We start from the raw sequence: 16,357 nt of genomic DNA, 5'->3' as shown, positions 1-16,357 counted from the left end.
CGATATAAAAAAGCCATGGTTCAGTAAGGAACATGGCTTTTTTTGATATCATTTAGTCGCCTCAATTAAAAAATCATAGAGATTTGTTTCGGTTGATAACTGCAGCTTTTTGCGTACCCGGTAACGACTAATCTCAACACCTTTTAACGAAATATTAAGTAACTGGGCAATCTCTTTTGATGACAGGTTTAGTCGAAGATAAGCACATAGTTTTAAGTCAGTTGAGCTCAGTCCGGGGAACTTGGCCTTCATGGTAGTTATGAAGTTATTGTGTACCTGGTCAAAATACATAGAAAAGTTATCCCAATCATCGTCGCTCTTTTCGGTATCGCTTAATAGCTTAAACACACTTCTAAATTGGTAAGATGCATCGGGGATATTTAGCTTTTTGATGAGCACCATTAGCTCGTCCTTGATGTTAAGCAATAATTTGCCCCTGTCAACCATTTGCATGGTTAGGGTAGCCAATTCCTTGTTTTTATAAGTTAGTTCGGCTTCAAGCTTTTCGTTTTTAAGTGCGATGATCTCTTTGTCATTCCTGTCGAGCTCCAAACTGTGGAGGTAGCTCAGCCTTTTTTGCTCTTCTTCGTGGCGTTGTTGGTGCAGTTCAAAGCGTTTTTGTTGTGCCTTTACGCCTATATAAACCACGTAGGCTATGATCAGGAAATAAACCATGTAAGCCCAAACAGTTTGATACCATGCCGGCTCAACAATGAAAGTATAATTAACCGGTGCGGAAGCTGCCCCTAAATTATTACGCGCTTTTACCGAAAATGTGTATTTACCATAAGGAAGATTAGTATAATCCTTCTCAGTTTTTACCGACCATTGTGACCATTCCTTATCAAATCCTATAAGTTTATAGCTAAACTCTTCATTACTTTTTTGAGCGAACAGGGTAGAGGTATATTCAAAATGAAAGGAGTTCCAGTGGTTGGATAACGAAGCGATCTGTTGGGTGTTTTGTGCCGAAGCGATCTTGTTGTTTTTGACAAAATATCCTCCAAAAATAAGACTGTCCTTCTCGGCTATGGCTTTCACGGTGGTCAGCAATACATTGAGTTTGCTCTCTGACGATACGTATTGCCGGTAATTTAAATGGAATACACCGTTATTTGAACCGATGAAGATATTCTCCATATCGTGGGGATAAACGTATTCTGCTCCTTTTACCGTTTGCCCGGCCAGTTCCGGGAAGTAGATCACCTTGTAAGGTAAATTAGCTGATCTTTTGCCAAAATCGATTACACCAACCCGCTGGTTGCTAATAAACCAGATGTTGCCTTTACTATCTTCGGTAAGGAACTCAATTTTTGCTTTATCAAATATAGGCTTATAAAAAGCCGACCGTGTGAAGTCGCCCTCGGTGACATTATACTCGTAAACGCCTTTTTCGGTAGCGGCTATTATTTTATTTTTAATAAAATACACGTGATTGTTTAGTGCCGATGGTAAACCGCTTTTTTGAGTGTATTGGGTATAACCAAGTATCTTTTTCCTATCGGCAGATAGCTGTACTTTAAAAATACCCCTGTAGGGATGTGTGGCCCAGACAAAATTGCTCTTGTCCATCGCGAGGTTTCCTAATGATTCATAGATGCCGTCTATTCTTCCTTCAAAATTAACCCCATTGTTGTTGTACTTTAAAAGCTGGAAACCGGTATAGGTACCCGCTATAATATCCTGCGAGGCAGGAACGGTTTTCATCATCCAGGCACCCGGGCCTGGGGTTATCAACTTAGCCTGGTTATTATCTATTTGTAAAACGCCCTCCTGATGACCAGCCAGTAAATGCCCATTGATCTGCGTAAGACTTAAAACCTGTCCTTTAGTGTTCGCTACTTCAGTAAAAGTACCGGTAGTCATGCTGATGTCCTTTTGCTGTGAACTCAACGGTGCAGCATATAAGCCGTTTGATGTTCCGATAAACAGCTTGTTATTAAAAATACTTACCGCATTGCTCTTTACCAGGTTTTCACGATTGGGATAAATATTCTTAACCGAAGTGTTGTAGTTGATAAAATCGAGCCCGTTCTCCAGCCCAAGCCATAAATTGCGATTGTTATCTAACAATACACCATGAACATTATTATTCTGTAATCCCTGGTTGTTGGAGAATTTTTCGATCAGTTTGCCCTTTCCGTCAATAATAATTAAGCCTTTCGCTGAAGTACCAATAGCATATCTGTCGGTGCCAATTTTTTGAACGAAGTTTATGAGATCGGTAAGCAGGATGCCATCGGTAGCGGTAGTTTTTTTTATCAGCGAGGTGCCCGTCATGATAAAGAGGCCGTTTTTGCGGGTAGTTAACAGTAAGGTGTCTTTGTTAAACTCGGTGATGCCGGTGATGCTTAAATTAGTAGTAGGTTGTTGTACACAGGCTTGCCAGCGCGAATCTTTAAAAACAACCAGGCCTATCGCTTTATCGTGGGCAAATAGTCTGCCGCCAGCCTGGCTTAACAGGATCCATCCGCCAGGTGCATCGAAGGTGCGTATAGCGCTGTTCTTTAATTCAAAAATGCACTCTATGGTACGGAAAAACACCTCGTCGTTATAAATAACAATATCCCAGATATCAGCAAACTGTCTCGCTTTTTGGGGGAGGAGTTGTTTAAGTGAGTGAAATTTAAGGATCCCTGCATCGTTCGGAAAAAAATAACCGACCTCATCCTGCCCGCCAACGTAAATGCGGCCTGCAGGATCAATGGCTACGGACTTTATGGCGCTTTTATTGGGCAGGGGATAAGTTTTCCAATAGCTGCCGTCGAATGTGAGCAGGCCTTCATCATTGGCAAAGTAAAGGATGCCGTTCTTGTCCTGCTTAATATCCCAGATCTCGCTTCCGGCATTATAGTCGTTATGCGTATAGTTTCTAATAGCGGGAGTGCCAAGTGTAGTTTGAGCGAAAGATGTACATATGAATGCACGCAGAACAATGATAAACAGGATGCACTTCTTCATTAACGGATTAATGTGGCGGTTGAGTAAAACTCGGTTAGTAATACAGCCCGGCCTGGTTAGCAGCCGACTGGTTGAGAGCCGTAATTTAATTAACATTTTACATATACTACACAGCTAATTATCGCCAAATAGGGTTAAACGAAAAAGTAGCGTGTGTTTTAAACCTGCAATGGATTGCAGTAGTGGTATTGTAGGGGTTTGTTTGATGGTTTTAAAACAACAGTTATCGGATTTAAATTATGCTTTCAGCAAAAAGGATCATTTTTTGGCGGCCCAAAATATGGCGTTACGGAACAGGCTCGTAAAAGCTGTGTCATCAAAAAGCTGCGGAAAATGCCCCATAGCTATATAAACGTTTCGGGCTTTAAAGTGCTCGTTTGCCCAGATCACCGGATGGTCGCCCATTTTTACATCTTTATTGGGCAAATAGGTAGCTTCATCAATGCTGGCCAGTACATGAACGTTGGGGCGAGGACTTTTATCATAAATGTACCACTCATCTTCAGTGATAAAGGTTGATGGAAGGCCTTTCATGATCGGATGCTGCTTATCCTCTACATGAAGGACTGCTGCGGTACCACCGGGTATATGCAGTTTAAACTGTATCCCGCCCATAAAGTCCGAATACCATTGCCACATGGGATAGCCATCAAAAACGCCTAAAAGAGTAGGGTGATGAAAGCCGAGCCAACCCCCGCGTGCGTTTTCGATATAATCGGTAAAGGCTTCCTGGGCTTCCTTTTCCCATGGATAAGGCGGGTAATCCAACTGGATAAATAGCTGGTATTGTTTCAGGAAATCTTTATTGATCTTTTTGGTATCGCTGATATAATCTATCGTAAAATTGCTGTCGGCAGCAAGTTTATCAAGCCATGGTTTGGCTGCTGCGTCAAATAACGCGTGGCCGCCTCCGATTTCGGCAATGGCAATGGCCCTGAAACGCGGAGTTCTATTTTGCTGTGCTTTCACAAAGGAATTAAAGCTCAGCAGGAAGAGCATGGAAATTAAGAGAACTAAGTTTTTGGACTTGATTACAAAGGGACGATCGGGCTGCATTGGCGATATATAATGATTTAGATTATCAGCGTTTGGCGGCAATGATAGATCAAACTTTTTATTTAAAGCTTAGCAGGATAAAAAGTAGTGGTAAAGTAGGGCAGATCTTATATGGAGAATTTAGATGCAGCCGGATATAAGATCGCTTAGCATTAGTATTTAAATAAAACAGCCCTTTGGAGTTAATCAAAGGGCTGTTTATCTGAGAGTATTGATGCAATTTCTATTTAACCGAAAATTGGTAAATCCCCGAATCTGTATAATTCCCTGCGATGTCTATTGTAACTATACGCCAATAATAGGTTGTGCCGGTTCTAACAGCAACCTGGTATTGACTGTCGGATACATTTGATTTGATCAGAGCGGGCGAATTATTGTCTCCAAAGTAAATGTCATACCCCTTTATTGCAGCTCCAAGCGTACTGCCTGTCCATTTAAGCATAATATTTCCAGCCGAAGCAGTTACATTATCGCCAAAAAGAGGTGCTGTTATTTCGGCCGGGTAAGGCGGATAACTTATGGTACCGGCTCCGGCATTATAAAATTTCCAGGTAGCGCTTTGTGCTGTAGCCTTGGTTTTTGTTGAAGTGGATATCACATACCAGGAGTACGGGGTATTGCGAAGCAGATCTGCCGTGGCCTGGGTTGATGTAACAGTTTGTTTGGTTTCAACTTTGGTAAGCAGGTTTTTTATAGCAAGCGTATAGCCTTCGGCTTTATCGGCGGCTTCCCACGTAAATGCAACCGTGCTTTTATCGGCAGATATGATTGTGCCTGTAGTACAAGGTTGATCTTTCAATGGCGATACCAGGTTTGTTGCAACCGGTGTAACATCAGGTGGCGGAGTTTTCTTGCCGCAACCGGTAATTATTAATACTATCAATAAACTATAGATCCAATTTCTCATTTTTTCAAAATTTTAAATGACCTGCCTTTTCCGTCCATTATTAAATTAAGCGAGTAAACACCACTTGGCAGCGCCGATAGGTCCAATTGCAGGTTACCTGCCTGGTTAATGTATTGGTTAGTATAAACAGTTTTACCGTCAACCACATTATAAATTGTTACAGATAGTTTATTGATATTCCCGCTTCCTGTATTAACATTAAGAGCGTTTTGGAACGGGTTAGGATAGGGGATCATACGCCCATCCAGATTTATTATCTTTTCAAATATGCCCTGGCATAATTTGTCGGTAGTGACAGAGAGTTTATTGGCACCGGTTATCAATGGCAGGGTGATCTGGCTATCGGTTGTGGTATAAACCACATTGTTAAGGTTTACATTATAACTGCTGCTGCCGTTTAACTGCAGACTTACCGTATTGAGTGTATTATTAACTGTGGAATAAACAGATAGATCGGCAGGCTCGGTGATCACCACGTTAAAGCATTGCTGATAAATTTTGCCTTCAACAGTTATACATAAACTGTAGTTACCTGCAGTAAGCTTATCAATAGTTAGCTGATTTGTAAACGGGTAAGTTGTAGTGACGCCATTAATAGCGAAAGAGGCTATATAATTTAATTTTTGAACGGCTTCGATATTAACAGATCCATTAGCGCTGCCTTTACATGTAGTGCTGTTTAATGTTAGCTTGAAGTTGTTTGTCGGCAGATTAAACTGAGTATAAACTGTAGTGGCAGCGGAGTTGGCGGTGAAAGATTTCAGCGTGACTGATACGGTATATTTACCGCCATCTGTAACCTTTAATGTTGAGGCCGTGGCTGCTTTTATAGCCGCACCATCTTTATACCATTGATAAGTATAACCGGCAGCCGTATTTGTTGAAAGTGTAACCGAACCGCCATCAAAAAATGTAGTAGAACCATTGGCTGTAATAGTTGGCAAATTAATGATGCTTAGGGTGCCTGGTACATAGCTGATGGTATAATTGTCGGCTTTGGCGCCGCTTATCGTGATCGGATAATCGCCAGCGGGCGAAGATTTAGATGCAGCATTGGCTATTACCGGCGCGGCACTTAATATCGTTTCATTTTCTTTATTTACAAATCCTTTGTAGGTGATCCTAAATGTTGGGTTGTCTGTATTGTAAAGTCTTACTGTATCAACCGCTGTTATGGTTAATGGTGCTTTTTGAACGGTGACGGTCTGTGAAACCGGTGTTGCGGCAAGATATAGATCGTTGCCGGGCTGCGTGACTGTAATGGTAACACTGCCTGGTTTGATAAAATAGATGCTGTCCTTATCTATTTTGGCTATCGTAGGGTCACTGTTGGTATATATTAAAGGGATTGTTGTATTGGTGCTTGTAACCTTTAATGCCAATGCTTTATCACCATAAGTTACTTTGGGTAAAGGAGGAAAGGTTATTTCCTGGCTGCCTTTAACTATTTGGATGGTTGCAACATTCTCGCCCTTTCCTCCTGCATTATAGCCCGCTATCCTGTGAAGTTTTATACCTTGTAGTGTCTTTGGCGTACCTGTTATTGTTCCGGTGCTGTCTAAAGAAAGCCCTTGAGGCAGCAGGTCTTCAACCTGATAGCCGTAGAGGTTTACTTTTCGTAATACGAAGTTTTTTCCGTCGGATACAAGTAAGTTTCCCGCACCATCATAAGATACGCCTAAATTATCTGAATATTTGGCAATTGTATCTATACCTTCTTCATATCCTTTTTGCAAAAAGCCCGAAAGCGGAATATTGCTGCTTTGTGCGCCAGATGGCAGGAATTTGGTTACAAATGATATCTGTCCGCAAGCATATACATTGTTGAGGCTATCCACGGCAACGCTGTTAGGTAGAAATAATGATCCGGTTGCAAATGTTGATACCGTGTTATCTGGTGTTATTTTTCTAACACTGCCGTTAAACTTGTCTGCAATAAATAAATTTCCTTTAGAATCGACCGCGATACCGTATGGAACGCGGAAGGCAGCAATTGTCCCCGGCCCGTCTACATTACCACCGTTAAGAACACCAGCTATTGTTGAAACCACCCCGGCAGGTGTGATTTTTCTGATCAAATTGTTGTATGAATCGGCTACGTAAACATTTTCGGCCTTGTCAACAGTTAAGCCATAAGGCAGGTTAAATGAGGCTAATTTTCCAACACCGTTATCGTGTCCGGGAGAACCTGTTCCGGCCAGTGTAGTAACTGTTCCATCCGGAGTTATCTTTCTGATCAGGTGGTTTCCGTAATCGGCGACGTATATGTTTCCTGAAGCTGCAATTACAACACCGGTAGGATAGTTAAAAGTTGCATTTCTGCCTTTGCCATCTTTTGCACCCAGAACTTCGCTGCCGGCAAAGGTGGTTATTGCTCCATCTGGTGTCAATTTCCTGATAGCGTTGTTGTTAGCATCGGCTATATAAATATTACCGGCAGCATCTCTGGCCGAACTAAGCGGATTACCTAAGCGTGCATTTTTCTTATCTCCATCTACATAACCATATAAATGATTGCCGCCTATGGTGCTTGTTTGAGAAAATAAGCTGGTTAAAGGAATTGCACCGCCGGTATTGGTTACCTTTAATGGTTGTATTGGTTTGCCGATTTCATAGGTATGAAGGCCGCTACCGTAACTTATTACAGGTGCCGAAGGCTTTGTAACCGTTTGGCCCAATAAATTATTAACGGAAGTAATTACAAATAGTAAAATAAACAGGGGATACAGTTTCTTCATATAGAAACAGAGGGGGAATTGATGATAAGGTTAAAAGTTTAATATATTGTATTTAGCACTAAATACGCCATAAAAATAGATAATATTTGCCAAACTACTATACATCATAAGGATATATAGTAAACAAATTCCGAATACTTAGGCTTTAAAAAAGAAGAGGCTGATGCAGCCTCTTCTAATAAAATGGGGTTAACAGGGTTAACACAATTCAGCGTTAATATTTACTTATATAGTTGATAATCAAATAATTAAATGTTTTTTATACAAAAAATGTGTTACCCCCTTTTTGTATAAATATTATCAGCTAAATTTCAATTCATAGGTAACGCAACACCAGGGGGCAATTTGATTTATGATACAGCCTTTTCTTTTTGACTTTGTTCTTATCAATTATTTCGACTGTTTCACATCGTCATGATCTGTACCAACCACTACATCGTACCATTCTTCAATCTCTTTTTCAAATGCTGCGGTTTTTTCGCGGAAACGTTGTAAGGTGTCGCTGCCCAGTGGTAAATGTACCGGAGGTTTTTCAGCTGCGGCAAGTTTGATGAACGCTTGTGCGAGCTTTTCAGGATCGCCGGGCTGTTTGTAGTTGGCTTCGGTTGCAAATGCGCGCATATTACCTACGGTTTCGTGGTAGTCGCCAATTTCATTCGAGGTACGGGTAAGGGAACTTTCGTCGAGGAAATTAGTGCGGAAAAAGCCAGGTGCAACAACAGTAGCATGGATGCCAAGCGGGGCAAGTTCGAGAGCCATAGCCTCGGTAAGGCCTTCAACTGCGAATTTGGTTGAACCATAAACACCCCAGCCAAAATAAGCTGACAGGCCACCAACTGATGATATATTGATCACGTGGCCCTTACGTTCTTTACGCATGTAAGGTAAAATGGCGCGGGTTACATTTAACAAACCAAATACATTGGTTTCATAATTCCTCTTTACTTCCTGGGCGGTAGCTTCTTCAACTGCTGACAGTAATCCAAAGCCCGCGTTATTTACCAGCACATCGATACTGCCGAAATGATCAACGGCTTTTGCTGCTGCCTCTTTCGCTTGTTCTTCATTGGTAACATCCAGTGATACAACAAACAGGTTAGGATCATTGTCAAATTGCGCAGCAAGTGTTTCGGGATCTTTGCGAACGGTTGCCACTAATTTATCGCCTGATGCTAATACAGCTTTTGATATTTCTAAACCAAAACCTCTTGAGGCCCCGGTTATAAACCATACTTTTTGAGTTTTCATTTTATGTTGCTTTTAATTTGTTTTTGTTTACACTACAAAGTTGGCAACAAAAGCAGGCGAGGCTTATAGCAAAAGCAAAGCTATTATTATGAAAATCAAAGAAGCACGTAAGCTATGCAGTGGCCTGGTATGATCTTCTGAATTCAGCCGGGGTAATGCCTGTGTTTTTCTTGAAAAAAAGGCTGAAATTAGGTTGTTCAGCGAAACCGATGCTGTAACCAATATCCTGTAACGTCCAATCGGTTTGAACTAACAGCGCCTTGGTTTCTTCGAGCAGACGGTTGCGGATATGAGTGCTTACATTTTGCCCGGTGTGTTTTTTTAATACGGCGTTTAAGTGATTGGGATGAACTGAAAGATTGGCCGCAAACTCTTTGGCGGTTTTCATTTTTATTGGCGACGTGTAATTAATGCCCGATGTTTCCTTCTCCAGCAAATGAAAAAACTGGTGGATGTAATGGTATTCGTCAGATACATTATCAGGTTTCGGAAATTGGGCTAACCTCATACTTTCAACCATTAATAATTGAAGATAGGCCTGTAAGGCATCGTCTTTTAAATGATTGTTAGATAATTCTTCATGAGCCATGCGTTCAAACAGACCATTAAGTATAATCAGGTCGGAGTTTTTTAATCTGATTACACTTTTTTCCTTTTCGGCAAACAACCCATATTTGTCAATGGTGGTTTTTAGCTGGGGATGATCATTAATGAAACTCCTTTTAAAAAGTACATAATATCCGCCCGATCTGTCCGAAAGGTTTTTCCAGGATATGATGTCATTTGGGTGGATGAAAAGAATAGTAGGTTCTTCAATATAATAAGTATTGAGTCCCATCGTAAAAACACCCGCACCTTCGGTTATCATCAAAATCTTATAAAAATCGCGTCTGTTGGGTGATAGATAGTTGCGGCATTCATGATGCTTACGGTCGAAGACTTTGATGGTCCACTCTTCATAAAAATCGCGCATAACTGGGATCATATCCGGCAGATCACGCAGGGTATCAATGGTCTTGGCGTCGAGTGTGGCTTGTTTCATTACAGTATGCTTTACACAAATATAAACAGCTAAACTGCCTTCGCCATTTATTATGAAGGAACATGACCTGTTTTAAATAAAGTTTTAACTGCTATTAGTTGTATTGCCAGCGTATAAAATGGTTGTTATCATCCAGTGCGATGGGGTGTTCATTAAACCATTTCAGAAAATTATCCCATTTTGTTTTGTTGCTGCTTTCCCATGCATTGAATCCATCCGGATCTCCTTGCATTAATATCCAGTGGTTGTAGGCTTCTATATTGCCGGATTTGTCTACTAAATCCTGGTAAGCAAATAAGGCATTAGAATATTTTTTATCAAATTCTCTTTGGAAATAAGATTTCAGGAAATTTTGCCTGATCCTGTCGAGCGAATTTAAGTCGATACTTTTTTCGGTAACAGTTGCAATGCCCATAGTAGGCTCATATATCATACTGAATGGCAGCTTTAATTGCCCGCCCGCCCCAATTGAACTGGTTGAAATAGTACTTATTTTACTAAAACTGATGGCTGTTTTTCCCGGTTCTGTATACTTTATTCCGCTTTGATACCCATTGTATAGCAGTTTGCTTATTTCTTCCGTGCGTTTACTGTTGCGCTCAAGGTTCATGAAGAGTTCGCCGTAAATCATACCCCATAATTTTTCTTCCGAGCCAAGGTAAAGTTTTGCCGCCCAATAATAATTTGAAGGAAAGGATGGTTCGGCCTCGATACCTTTCTCAAAATAGGTGATGGCTTTGTTATAATCCTTCGCTACGAGGGGGATAACCCCACGTTCAAGGTAAAGGCAACCTGCTTTTGGGAATTTTTTTAATCCCGATTCATATGTGCTTATTGCTTTATCGCTTTGGCCCAATATATCATAGCTATTGCCTAATAACTGGTATATGCGGTCAAATGATCCTGGTTTATCCTTTATGCTTTCTAAAACATCAATCGTTTTTTGATATTCTTTTCTGCTGTAATAGCAATAGGTCATTTCATAAGGATAGGTGAGATTTGATGGGTCAAGCTTTTGAGCATCTGTAAGTAAAGCGAGGGCTTCATCAAATTTTCCTTCATCTTCAAGAGATACGGCTTGTTTGCCTTTTTGCAGGGCTGTTTCTTTATCAGTTTGTGCCGAAACGGTAAAACTAAATACAGTTAATAACAGGGTGATGAAAATAGATCCTGGTTTGTTCATTGTGTAAGGTTTATAGTACTCTAAAATACTTATTTACCAATCACAATTACAATAGTTGTAACCTGATTTTATTATGCTAATTGCATAACCGCGTAAAGTGCAGCGCCTGATATAGCAACCCAAAGCGCTACTCCCTGCAAAAGCGGTTTTAACCCAACTGACGCCAATACTTTTCGTGACAGGCCAGCGCCTATTAAAAACAATGTAAGCGTTAAACCCGCCTTGGCTATGCTAATTACATATGGGCTCATTAACCTTACAACCGGTAAATAAGTATTAGCTATCATAGCTAATATGAATAGGCCGATAAAATACGGGATGCTTACTTTTTTTGATTTGTTCTTGAACAGGAAAGTAGATAAAAATGCTACCGGGATGATCCATAATGCCCTTGCTAATTTAACCGTAGTTGCTACTTCCAAGGCATGTGTACCATATTTACTTGCTGCCCCAACTACCGAACTGGTATCGTGAATAGCAATAGCACACCATAAACCAAACTGGGTTTGTGATAAATTAAGATAATGACCGATCAGCGGGAAAATAAACAAGGCTATAGAGTTGAGGATAAATACACAGCCCAGCGCTACCGAAATCTGTTTTTCTTCGGCTTTAATCACCGGCGAAATAGCGGCGATAGCACTCCCTCCACAAATGGCGGTGCCTGATGAGATCAGAAAAGAGGTCTTTTTTTCGATGTTTAACCATCTGCCCATTAAGGTGCCGAATAATAGCGTTCCGGTTATAGATGCGATGGTAAATAGTATGCCTTCCTTACCTGCTTGCAGGGCGCTGTGTACATTCATGCCGAAACCTAAGCCTACTACCGAAACCTGCAATAAAATATGGGTAGCCTTATGATTAAGGTGCAAATAGGGGTGACCGGAGCATTGAGCTACTACCAGGCCTAAGAATAATGCTACCGCAGGGCTCATAAAAGGCATCAGGCATAGTACGATACATATAGCGAATATAACCTTGCGGGCGTTTTCATTGATGTTCAATAACAGGCCGCCGGTGTTGTTTAATTGATGTGGGGTATTCATTTTTCCTTTGTTTTGATGGTACAAAGGTGTTTGAATTTATCGCCGGTTTTTTATCATAAAATGCAATCTGTGATAACCAAAAGTTATTATAAATTTAATAGTTTAATATTCCAAACATTCCGTTTTTATAATCAGTAAGGGCTTGTTCAATCTCTTCGGGTGTGTTCATTACAAAGTTATCTTTAGCTGCTACCGGTTCGTCGATAGGTTCGGCAGAGAGGAATAATACCTGAGAATCTTCCTCAGCTAACACCGAAATACCCTCATTCTCCTTTTCAAACACAAGGAGATTATATTGGCTGATGGATTGACCGTTTACATTAACGCTGCCTTTTATAATATAAATTAATGCCCAGTAGCCTGGTGTGGCTTTAAGATTTGCTTCTTTGCCTGCTGTTATTTTCCCTACAATAGATATAACCGGCGTGAAGTTTTTGATAGGTCCGGTTTTGCCTTCATAATCGCCGCTGGCAAGGTTAAAGTCAAGGCCTTCGCCGATAAGTATTTTAGGTAACTGATCTGCTTTGGCCGACTGATAAAAGGGCTCATACCATTTTTTGCTTTTAGGTGCATTGATCCAAAGTTGGATAAGTTCCTGTACACCGCCTTTTTGCAGTAATTCGGCAGTAGGACCTTCGCTGTGCATAATACCTTTCCCCGCAAACATCCATTGTACATCACCGGCTTTAATCACCTCGTCGTTGCCGGCATTGTCCTTATGATAACCTTCACCCTGTAACATAATAGTATAAGGACTAAAACCACGATGCGGATGCGGATGGATCCGTAAAGTTTGACCGGGCTCTATCACTTCGGGGCCCATATGGTGCAATACTATAAACGGGTTTGCAAAGCGAAAATCCTTATGAGGCAAAGGCTGGCGCACGGTTTCTTGGGCAGTGATTTTCTTTTCACGGCCGGCAAGGATATGGATAATGGCTTTTTTCATTGGTTGATGTTGTTATAATAAAAGTAGTTTATTCTGTAATTAATACCGACAACCAATAAGAAAATTACGATGGTTTTACTTGCTGAGCGTTAACCTTACCAAATATTGTTTAAACTCATCCTCCAACAAAACTTCCATGTCAAAACCTGCTTCGTTAACAATAGGCTCCAATGTTTTTTCATCAACGTAGAGCCAATGAAACCAGTCGGTTTTTTGACGGCTGTATTGGTATTGATAAAGCAACTCACCGTAATAGCCTTTTTCGGGCAGGCCATCTTCATATAAATAAGCAATGTCCGATGAGTCGAACAGGATCTGTCCGCCGGGGTTGAGCAGGAGTTTAATATGTTGTAAAAATACTTTGAGGTTTTCAAGTGTCCCGGCAAGGCCAATACCGTTCATGAGCAGGAGCAGGGTATCATATTTTTGCTCATTGTAAACAAAAATATCTCCTTTAAGTACTTTGTTTACACCACGTTCTTTTATTACATCATAAGCCAGTGGTGATATATCCAGTGCAGTACAATCAAATCCGCGCTGCTGTAATACCAACGCATGGCTGCCTGCCCCGGCGCCAATATCAAGCACCGTTCCGCGGCATTCGTTCATAGCCAGCCATTCAATATCTGGCATATCGTCCTCATCCCTGAAATAAATATCAACAGGCATTTCTTCTTTTGGCCCGTATTGATTATTGATCCACAGTTTATGGTTAGCTGATTTATTGTAATGATCATGTATGGCCTGGCCCAGTATATCTTTCATGTGCCCAAAAGTATGAATTGAAAGTTTAATTTAGCGGCACTAAATCCCTTTGGTTAGCTATGTGGTTAAGTTATGGCTTATTGACGCTCATTTTGGTCGCCGGTGTTGCGTATAGCATATCAGCACGCAAGCTAACTGTAATAGCTGCGTTAACGGGTGCCGCCGTCGCTGTTTTGGTGTTTGCCGGAGCCGGTTTTACCGGTTTAGCCATGATGACCACTTTTTTCATTTTAGGTTCAGCTGCTACCTCGGTGCAAAGCGGCACCAAGAAGGATCTAAACGCAGATCAAAAAGGCGGAAGGACTGCAGCGCAGGTTTTAGCCAATGCCGGTACCGGAGCGTTATGCGGAATCTTGATCCTGTTGTTACCGGTGCATGCGCATGTTTTACAATTGATGATGGCGGCCAGTTTTGCCTCGGCCACGGCAGATACGTTTTCGTCGGAGTTCGGAATGGTTTATGGTAAACGGTTCTTTAATATCATAACGTTAAAGCCGGATGTGCGTGGGCTTGATGGTGTGATCAGTTTGGAAGGTACTTTAATTGGAGTAGCCGGCTCTGTTGTTATCGCTATTGTTTATACAATAGGTTTAGGCTGGACTATAAACATCATCTGGATTGTAGTTGCCGGTACGCTTGGGAATTTAGCAGATTCTGTTTTAGGGGCTGTGTTTGAGCGAAAAGGCATAATTGGCAACAATACCGTGAATTTTTTGAATACCCTGATAGCTGCCTTGTTCATGCTGTTGTTTTACTTTGTTTTATAATTTTATCTGTAAATAAAATGGTTCCTGTTATAATTCTGATCGTTGTTGCACTGATTGTATTCTTTATCCTCAATAAAAAGAAAGTAGTAAATGAAACACCTGGGACCAAATTGGATTATAAATCGCTTTTAGAGCAAAATATTCCTTATTACGGGCATCTCGACAGTGATCGGAAACTACTATTTGAGCAAAGAGTAGCTGCATTTTTAAGTGATATCACTATTGAAGGTGTAGGCACAACGGTGAGCGATGCCGACAAAGTGATGATAGCGGCAAGCGCGGTGATCCCGATATTTGGTTTTAATGATTGGAAATACCGCAACCTTACCAATGTGATCCTTTACCCCGATACTTTCGATAGCGAGTTTCAGTTTGAGGGTGAGAATCGGAACATTTTAGGAATGGTAGGCTCCGGATATATGAATGGGCAGATGATCCTGTCGAGGGCGGCTTTAACGAAAAGTTTCAGCAAATCGGCAGGGAAGGAGAACACAGCCATTCATGAGTTTGTACACCTGCTTGATAAATCTGACGGTGCTACGGACGGTGTGCCCGAAAACCTGCTCGCGCATGAATACGTGATGCCATGGCTAAAAATGATCCACCATGAGATCCATAAAATAGAAGATGGCCGTTCCGATATTAATCCATATGCTATCACCAATGAGGCCGAATTTTTAGCCGTTGTAGCCGAATACTTTTTTCAAAAGCCTACGGAACTAAAGCATAAACACCCCGGGCTTTATGAGATGCTTAGTAATATGTTCTCGCAGGATTTGGCCGGTAACGATCTTGTCTGATTAAAAGCTTAAGCCAAGCTGTCCCAAAGGTTCATGCTGAGCTATCTTGCTGCTGATATAATAAACAGGGGTTTCCTGGTGTCTCGAAGCTACGATGATATTGATCCCATCGGCACAATTGGTAAACAGATCTTCTACCAGTTTAGGATCATTATTGTTTTTGGAAAGATGTGAAAGCAGTAGGTGGGTCATGTGCGGCGGGCGGTGCGTCATAAATAAACTGAGCGCTTGTTTGTTTGATAAATGCCCTTTGCCGCCACGGATGCGCTGTTTTAAGTAATATGGATAGCCGCCTTTATCCAGCATATCATCATCATAATTGGCTTCCAAAAAAGCGGCATGGCACTGGCTAAAATAGCGGATCAGTTGGTCGCACACTATTCCCAGATCCGTAAATACACCAACCTTAACATCGCGGCAGCTTACCATAAAACTATGCGGCTCGGATGCGTCATGTACTTTTGGGAAAGAAGTTACTTCCAGGTCGCCGATAGATACGGTTTGAAAAGCGCTGAGATGATGAACTTTAGAATGATCAACCCCGCCAAGATGCATCAATGTGCCCGGAGTGATATAAACCGGCAGCTGGTGCTTTTTAGCTAACACAGGGATGCCGCGGATATGATCTGAATGTTCATGCGATACAAAAATAGCTTTTACCTTTTGCATGGATAAACCCAGCCGGGCCATGCGTTTTTCAGTTTCGCGGCATGAAATACCTACATCAACCAATATAGCCTCCTGATCGTTCCCCACGTAATAGCAATTGCCGTTACTTCCCGAATTTAATGATGTAATGAATAAAGACATTGAAATGCAAAGTAAACTATTTTGGTGTTATTATTTTAATCCCAATGATTTTAGCATTCAGAAAATTAGCAATTTTTTTTGACGC

General features: G+C 41.3%; 13 protein-coding genes. 2 read left to right on the top strand and 11 right to left on the bottom strand.

What is annotated here, in order from left to right; translation table 11 throughout:
• Nucleotides 1-48: 48 nt before the first annotated feature.
• From AC1DUD_RS12265 to AC1DUD_RS12220, 10 genes are all read right to left on the bottom strand, one after another.
• Entirely contained in the window at nt 49-2,961 is a 2,913-nt protein-coding gene (locus AC1DUD_RS12265) for a ligand-binding sensor domain-containing protein (protein WP_477374962.1), read from the bottom strand.
• Between the two features lie 258 nt (nt 2,962-3,219).
• Nucleotides 3,220-3,930 (bottom strand): ThuA domain-containing protein, encoded by a 711-nt coding sequence (locus tag AC1DUD_RS12260; protein WP_477374961.1) that lies wholly within the window; start codon nt 3,928-3,930, stop codon nt 3,220-3,222.
• 310 nt (nt 3,931-4,240) lie between these two features.
• Nucleotides 4,241-4,924: a hypothetical protein gene (locus AC1DUD_RS12255; protein ID WP_477374960.1), complete on the bottom strand. Its 684-nt coding sequence runs from the start codon at nt 4,922-4,924 to the stop codon at nt 4,241-4,243.
• Nucleotides 4,921-7,662 carry an MBG domain-containing protein gene (locus AC1DUD_RS12250; RefSeq protein ID WP_477374959.1) on the bottom strand — a complete coding sequence of 914 codons (2,742 nt, stop codon included), beginning with the start codon at nt 7,660-7,662 and terminating at the stop codon, nt 4,921-4,923. The genes AC1DUD_RS12255 and AC1DUD_RS12250 overlap by 4 nt, the downstream gene beginning before the upstream one ends.
• Nucleotides 7,663-8,052: 390 nt before the next feature.
• Entirely contained in the window at nt 8,053-8,910 is an 858-nt protein-coding gene (locus AC1DUD_RS12245; RefSeq protein WP_477374958.1) for an oxidoreductase, read from the bottom strand.
• Nucleotides 8,911-9,022: 112 nt separating this feature from the next.
• Nucleotides 9,023-9,952, bottom strand: a complete 930-nt coding sequence (locus AC1DUD_RS12240) for an AraC family transcriptional regulator (protein ID WP_477374957.1) — start codon at nt 9,950-9,952, stop codon at nt 9,023-9,025.
• 94 nt (nt 9,953-10,046) lie between these two features.
• The gene (locus AC1DUD_RS12235) at nt 10,047-11,135 is read right to left on the bottom strand and encodes a tetratricopeptide repeat protein (RefSeq protein WP_477374956.1); all 1,089 of its coding nucleotides are present in this window, start codon (nt 11,133-11,135) and stop codon (nt 10,047-10,049) included.
• A gap of 71 nt (nt 11,136-11,206) precedes the next feature.
• Nucleotides 11,207-12,181 carry a YeiH family protein gene (locus AC1DUD_RS12230; protein ID WP_477374955.1) on the bottom strand — a complete coding sequence of 325 codons (975 nt, stop codon included), beginning with the start codon at nt 12,179-12,181 and terminating at the stop codon, nt 11,207-11,209.
• A 94-nt stretch (nt 12,182-12,275) separates the two neighbouring features.
• Entirely contained in the window at nt 12,276-13,130 is an 855-nt protein-coding gene (locus AC1DUD_RS12225; protein WP_477374954.1) for a pirin family protein, read from the bottom strand.
• A gap of 75 nt (nt 13,131-13,205) precedes the next feature.
• Complete coding sequence (locus AC1DUD_RS12220; protein WP_477374953.1) at nt 13,206-13,895, bottom strand: class I SAM-dependent methyltransferase; 690 nt, start codon at nt 13,893-13,895, stop codon at nt 13,206-13,208.
• A gap of 59 nt (nt 13,896-13,954) precedes the next feature.
• On the opposite strand from AC1DUD_RS12220, the gene AC1DUD_RS12215 reads away from it, so the two are divergent.
• Nucleotides 13,955-14,662, top strand: a complete 708-nt coding sequence (locus AC1DUD_RS12215) for a DUF92 domain-containing protein (protein ID WP_477374952.1) — start codon at nt 13,955-13,957, stop codon at nt 14,660-14,662.
• A gap of 17 nt (nt 14,663-14,679) precedes the next feature.
• Nucleotides 14,680-15,462, top strand: coding sequence for a M90 family metallopeptidase (locus AC1DUD_RS12210; protein ID WP_477374951.1), 783 nt, complete (start codon nt 14,680-14,682; stop codon nt 15,460-15,462).
• On the opposite strand, the gene AC1DUD_RS12205 is transcribed toward AC1DUD_RS12210, so the two are convergent.
• Entirely contained in the window at nt 15,463-16,272 is an 810-nt protein-coding gene (locus AC1DUD_RS12205) for an MBL fold metallo-hydrolase (protein ID WP_477374950.1), read from the bottom strand.
• Nucleotides 16,273-16,357: the final 85 nt, after the last annotated feature.

This window comes from Mucilaginibacter sp. P4_A11 (assembly GCF_056402535.1).
This window is presented reverse-complemented; position numbering and strand designations above follow the sequence as displayed.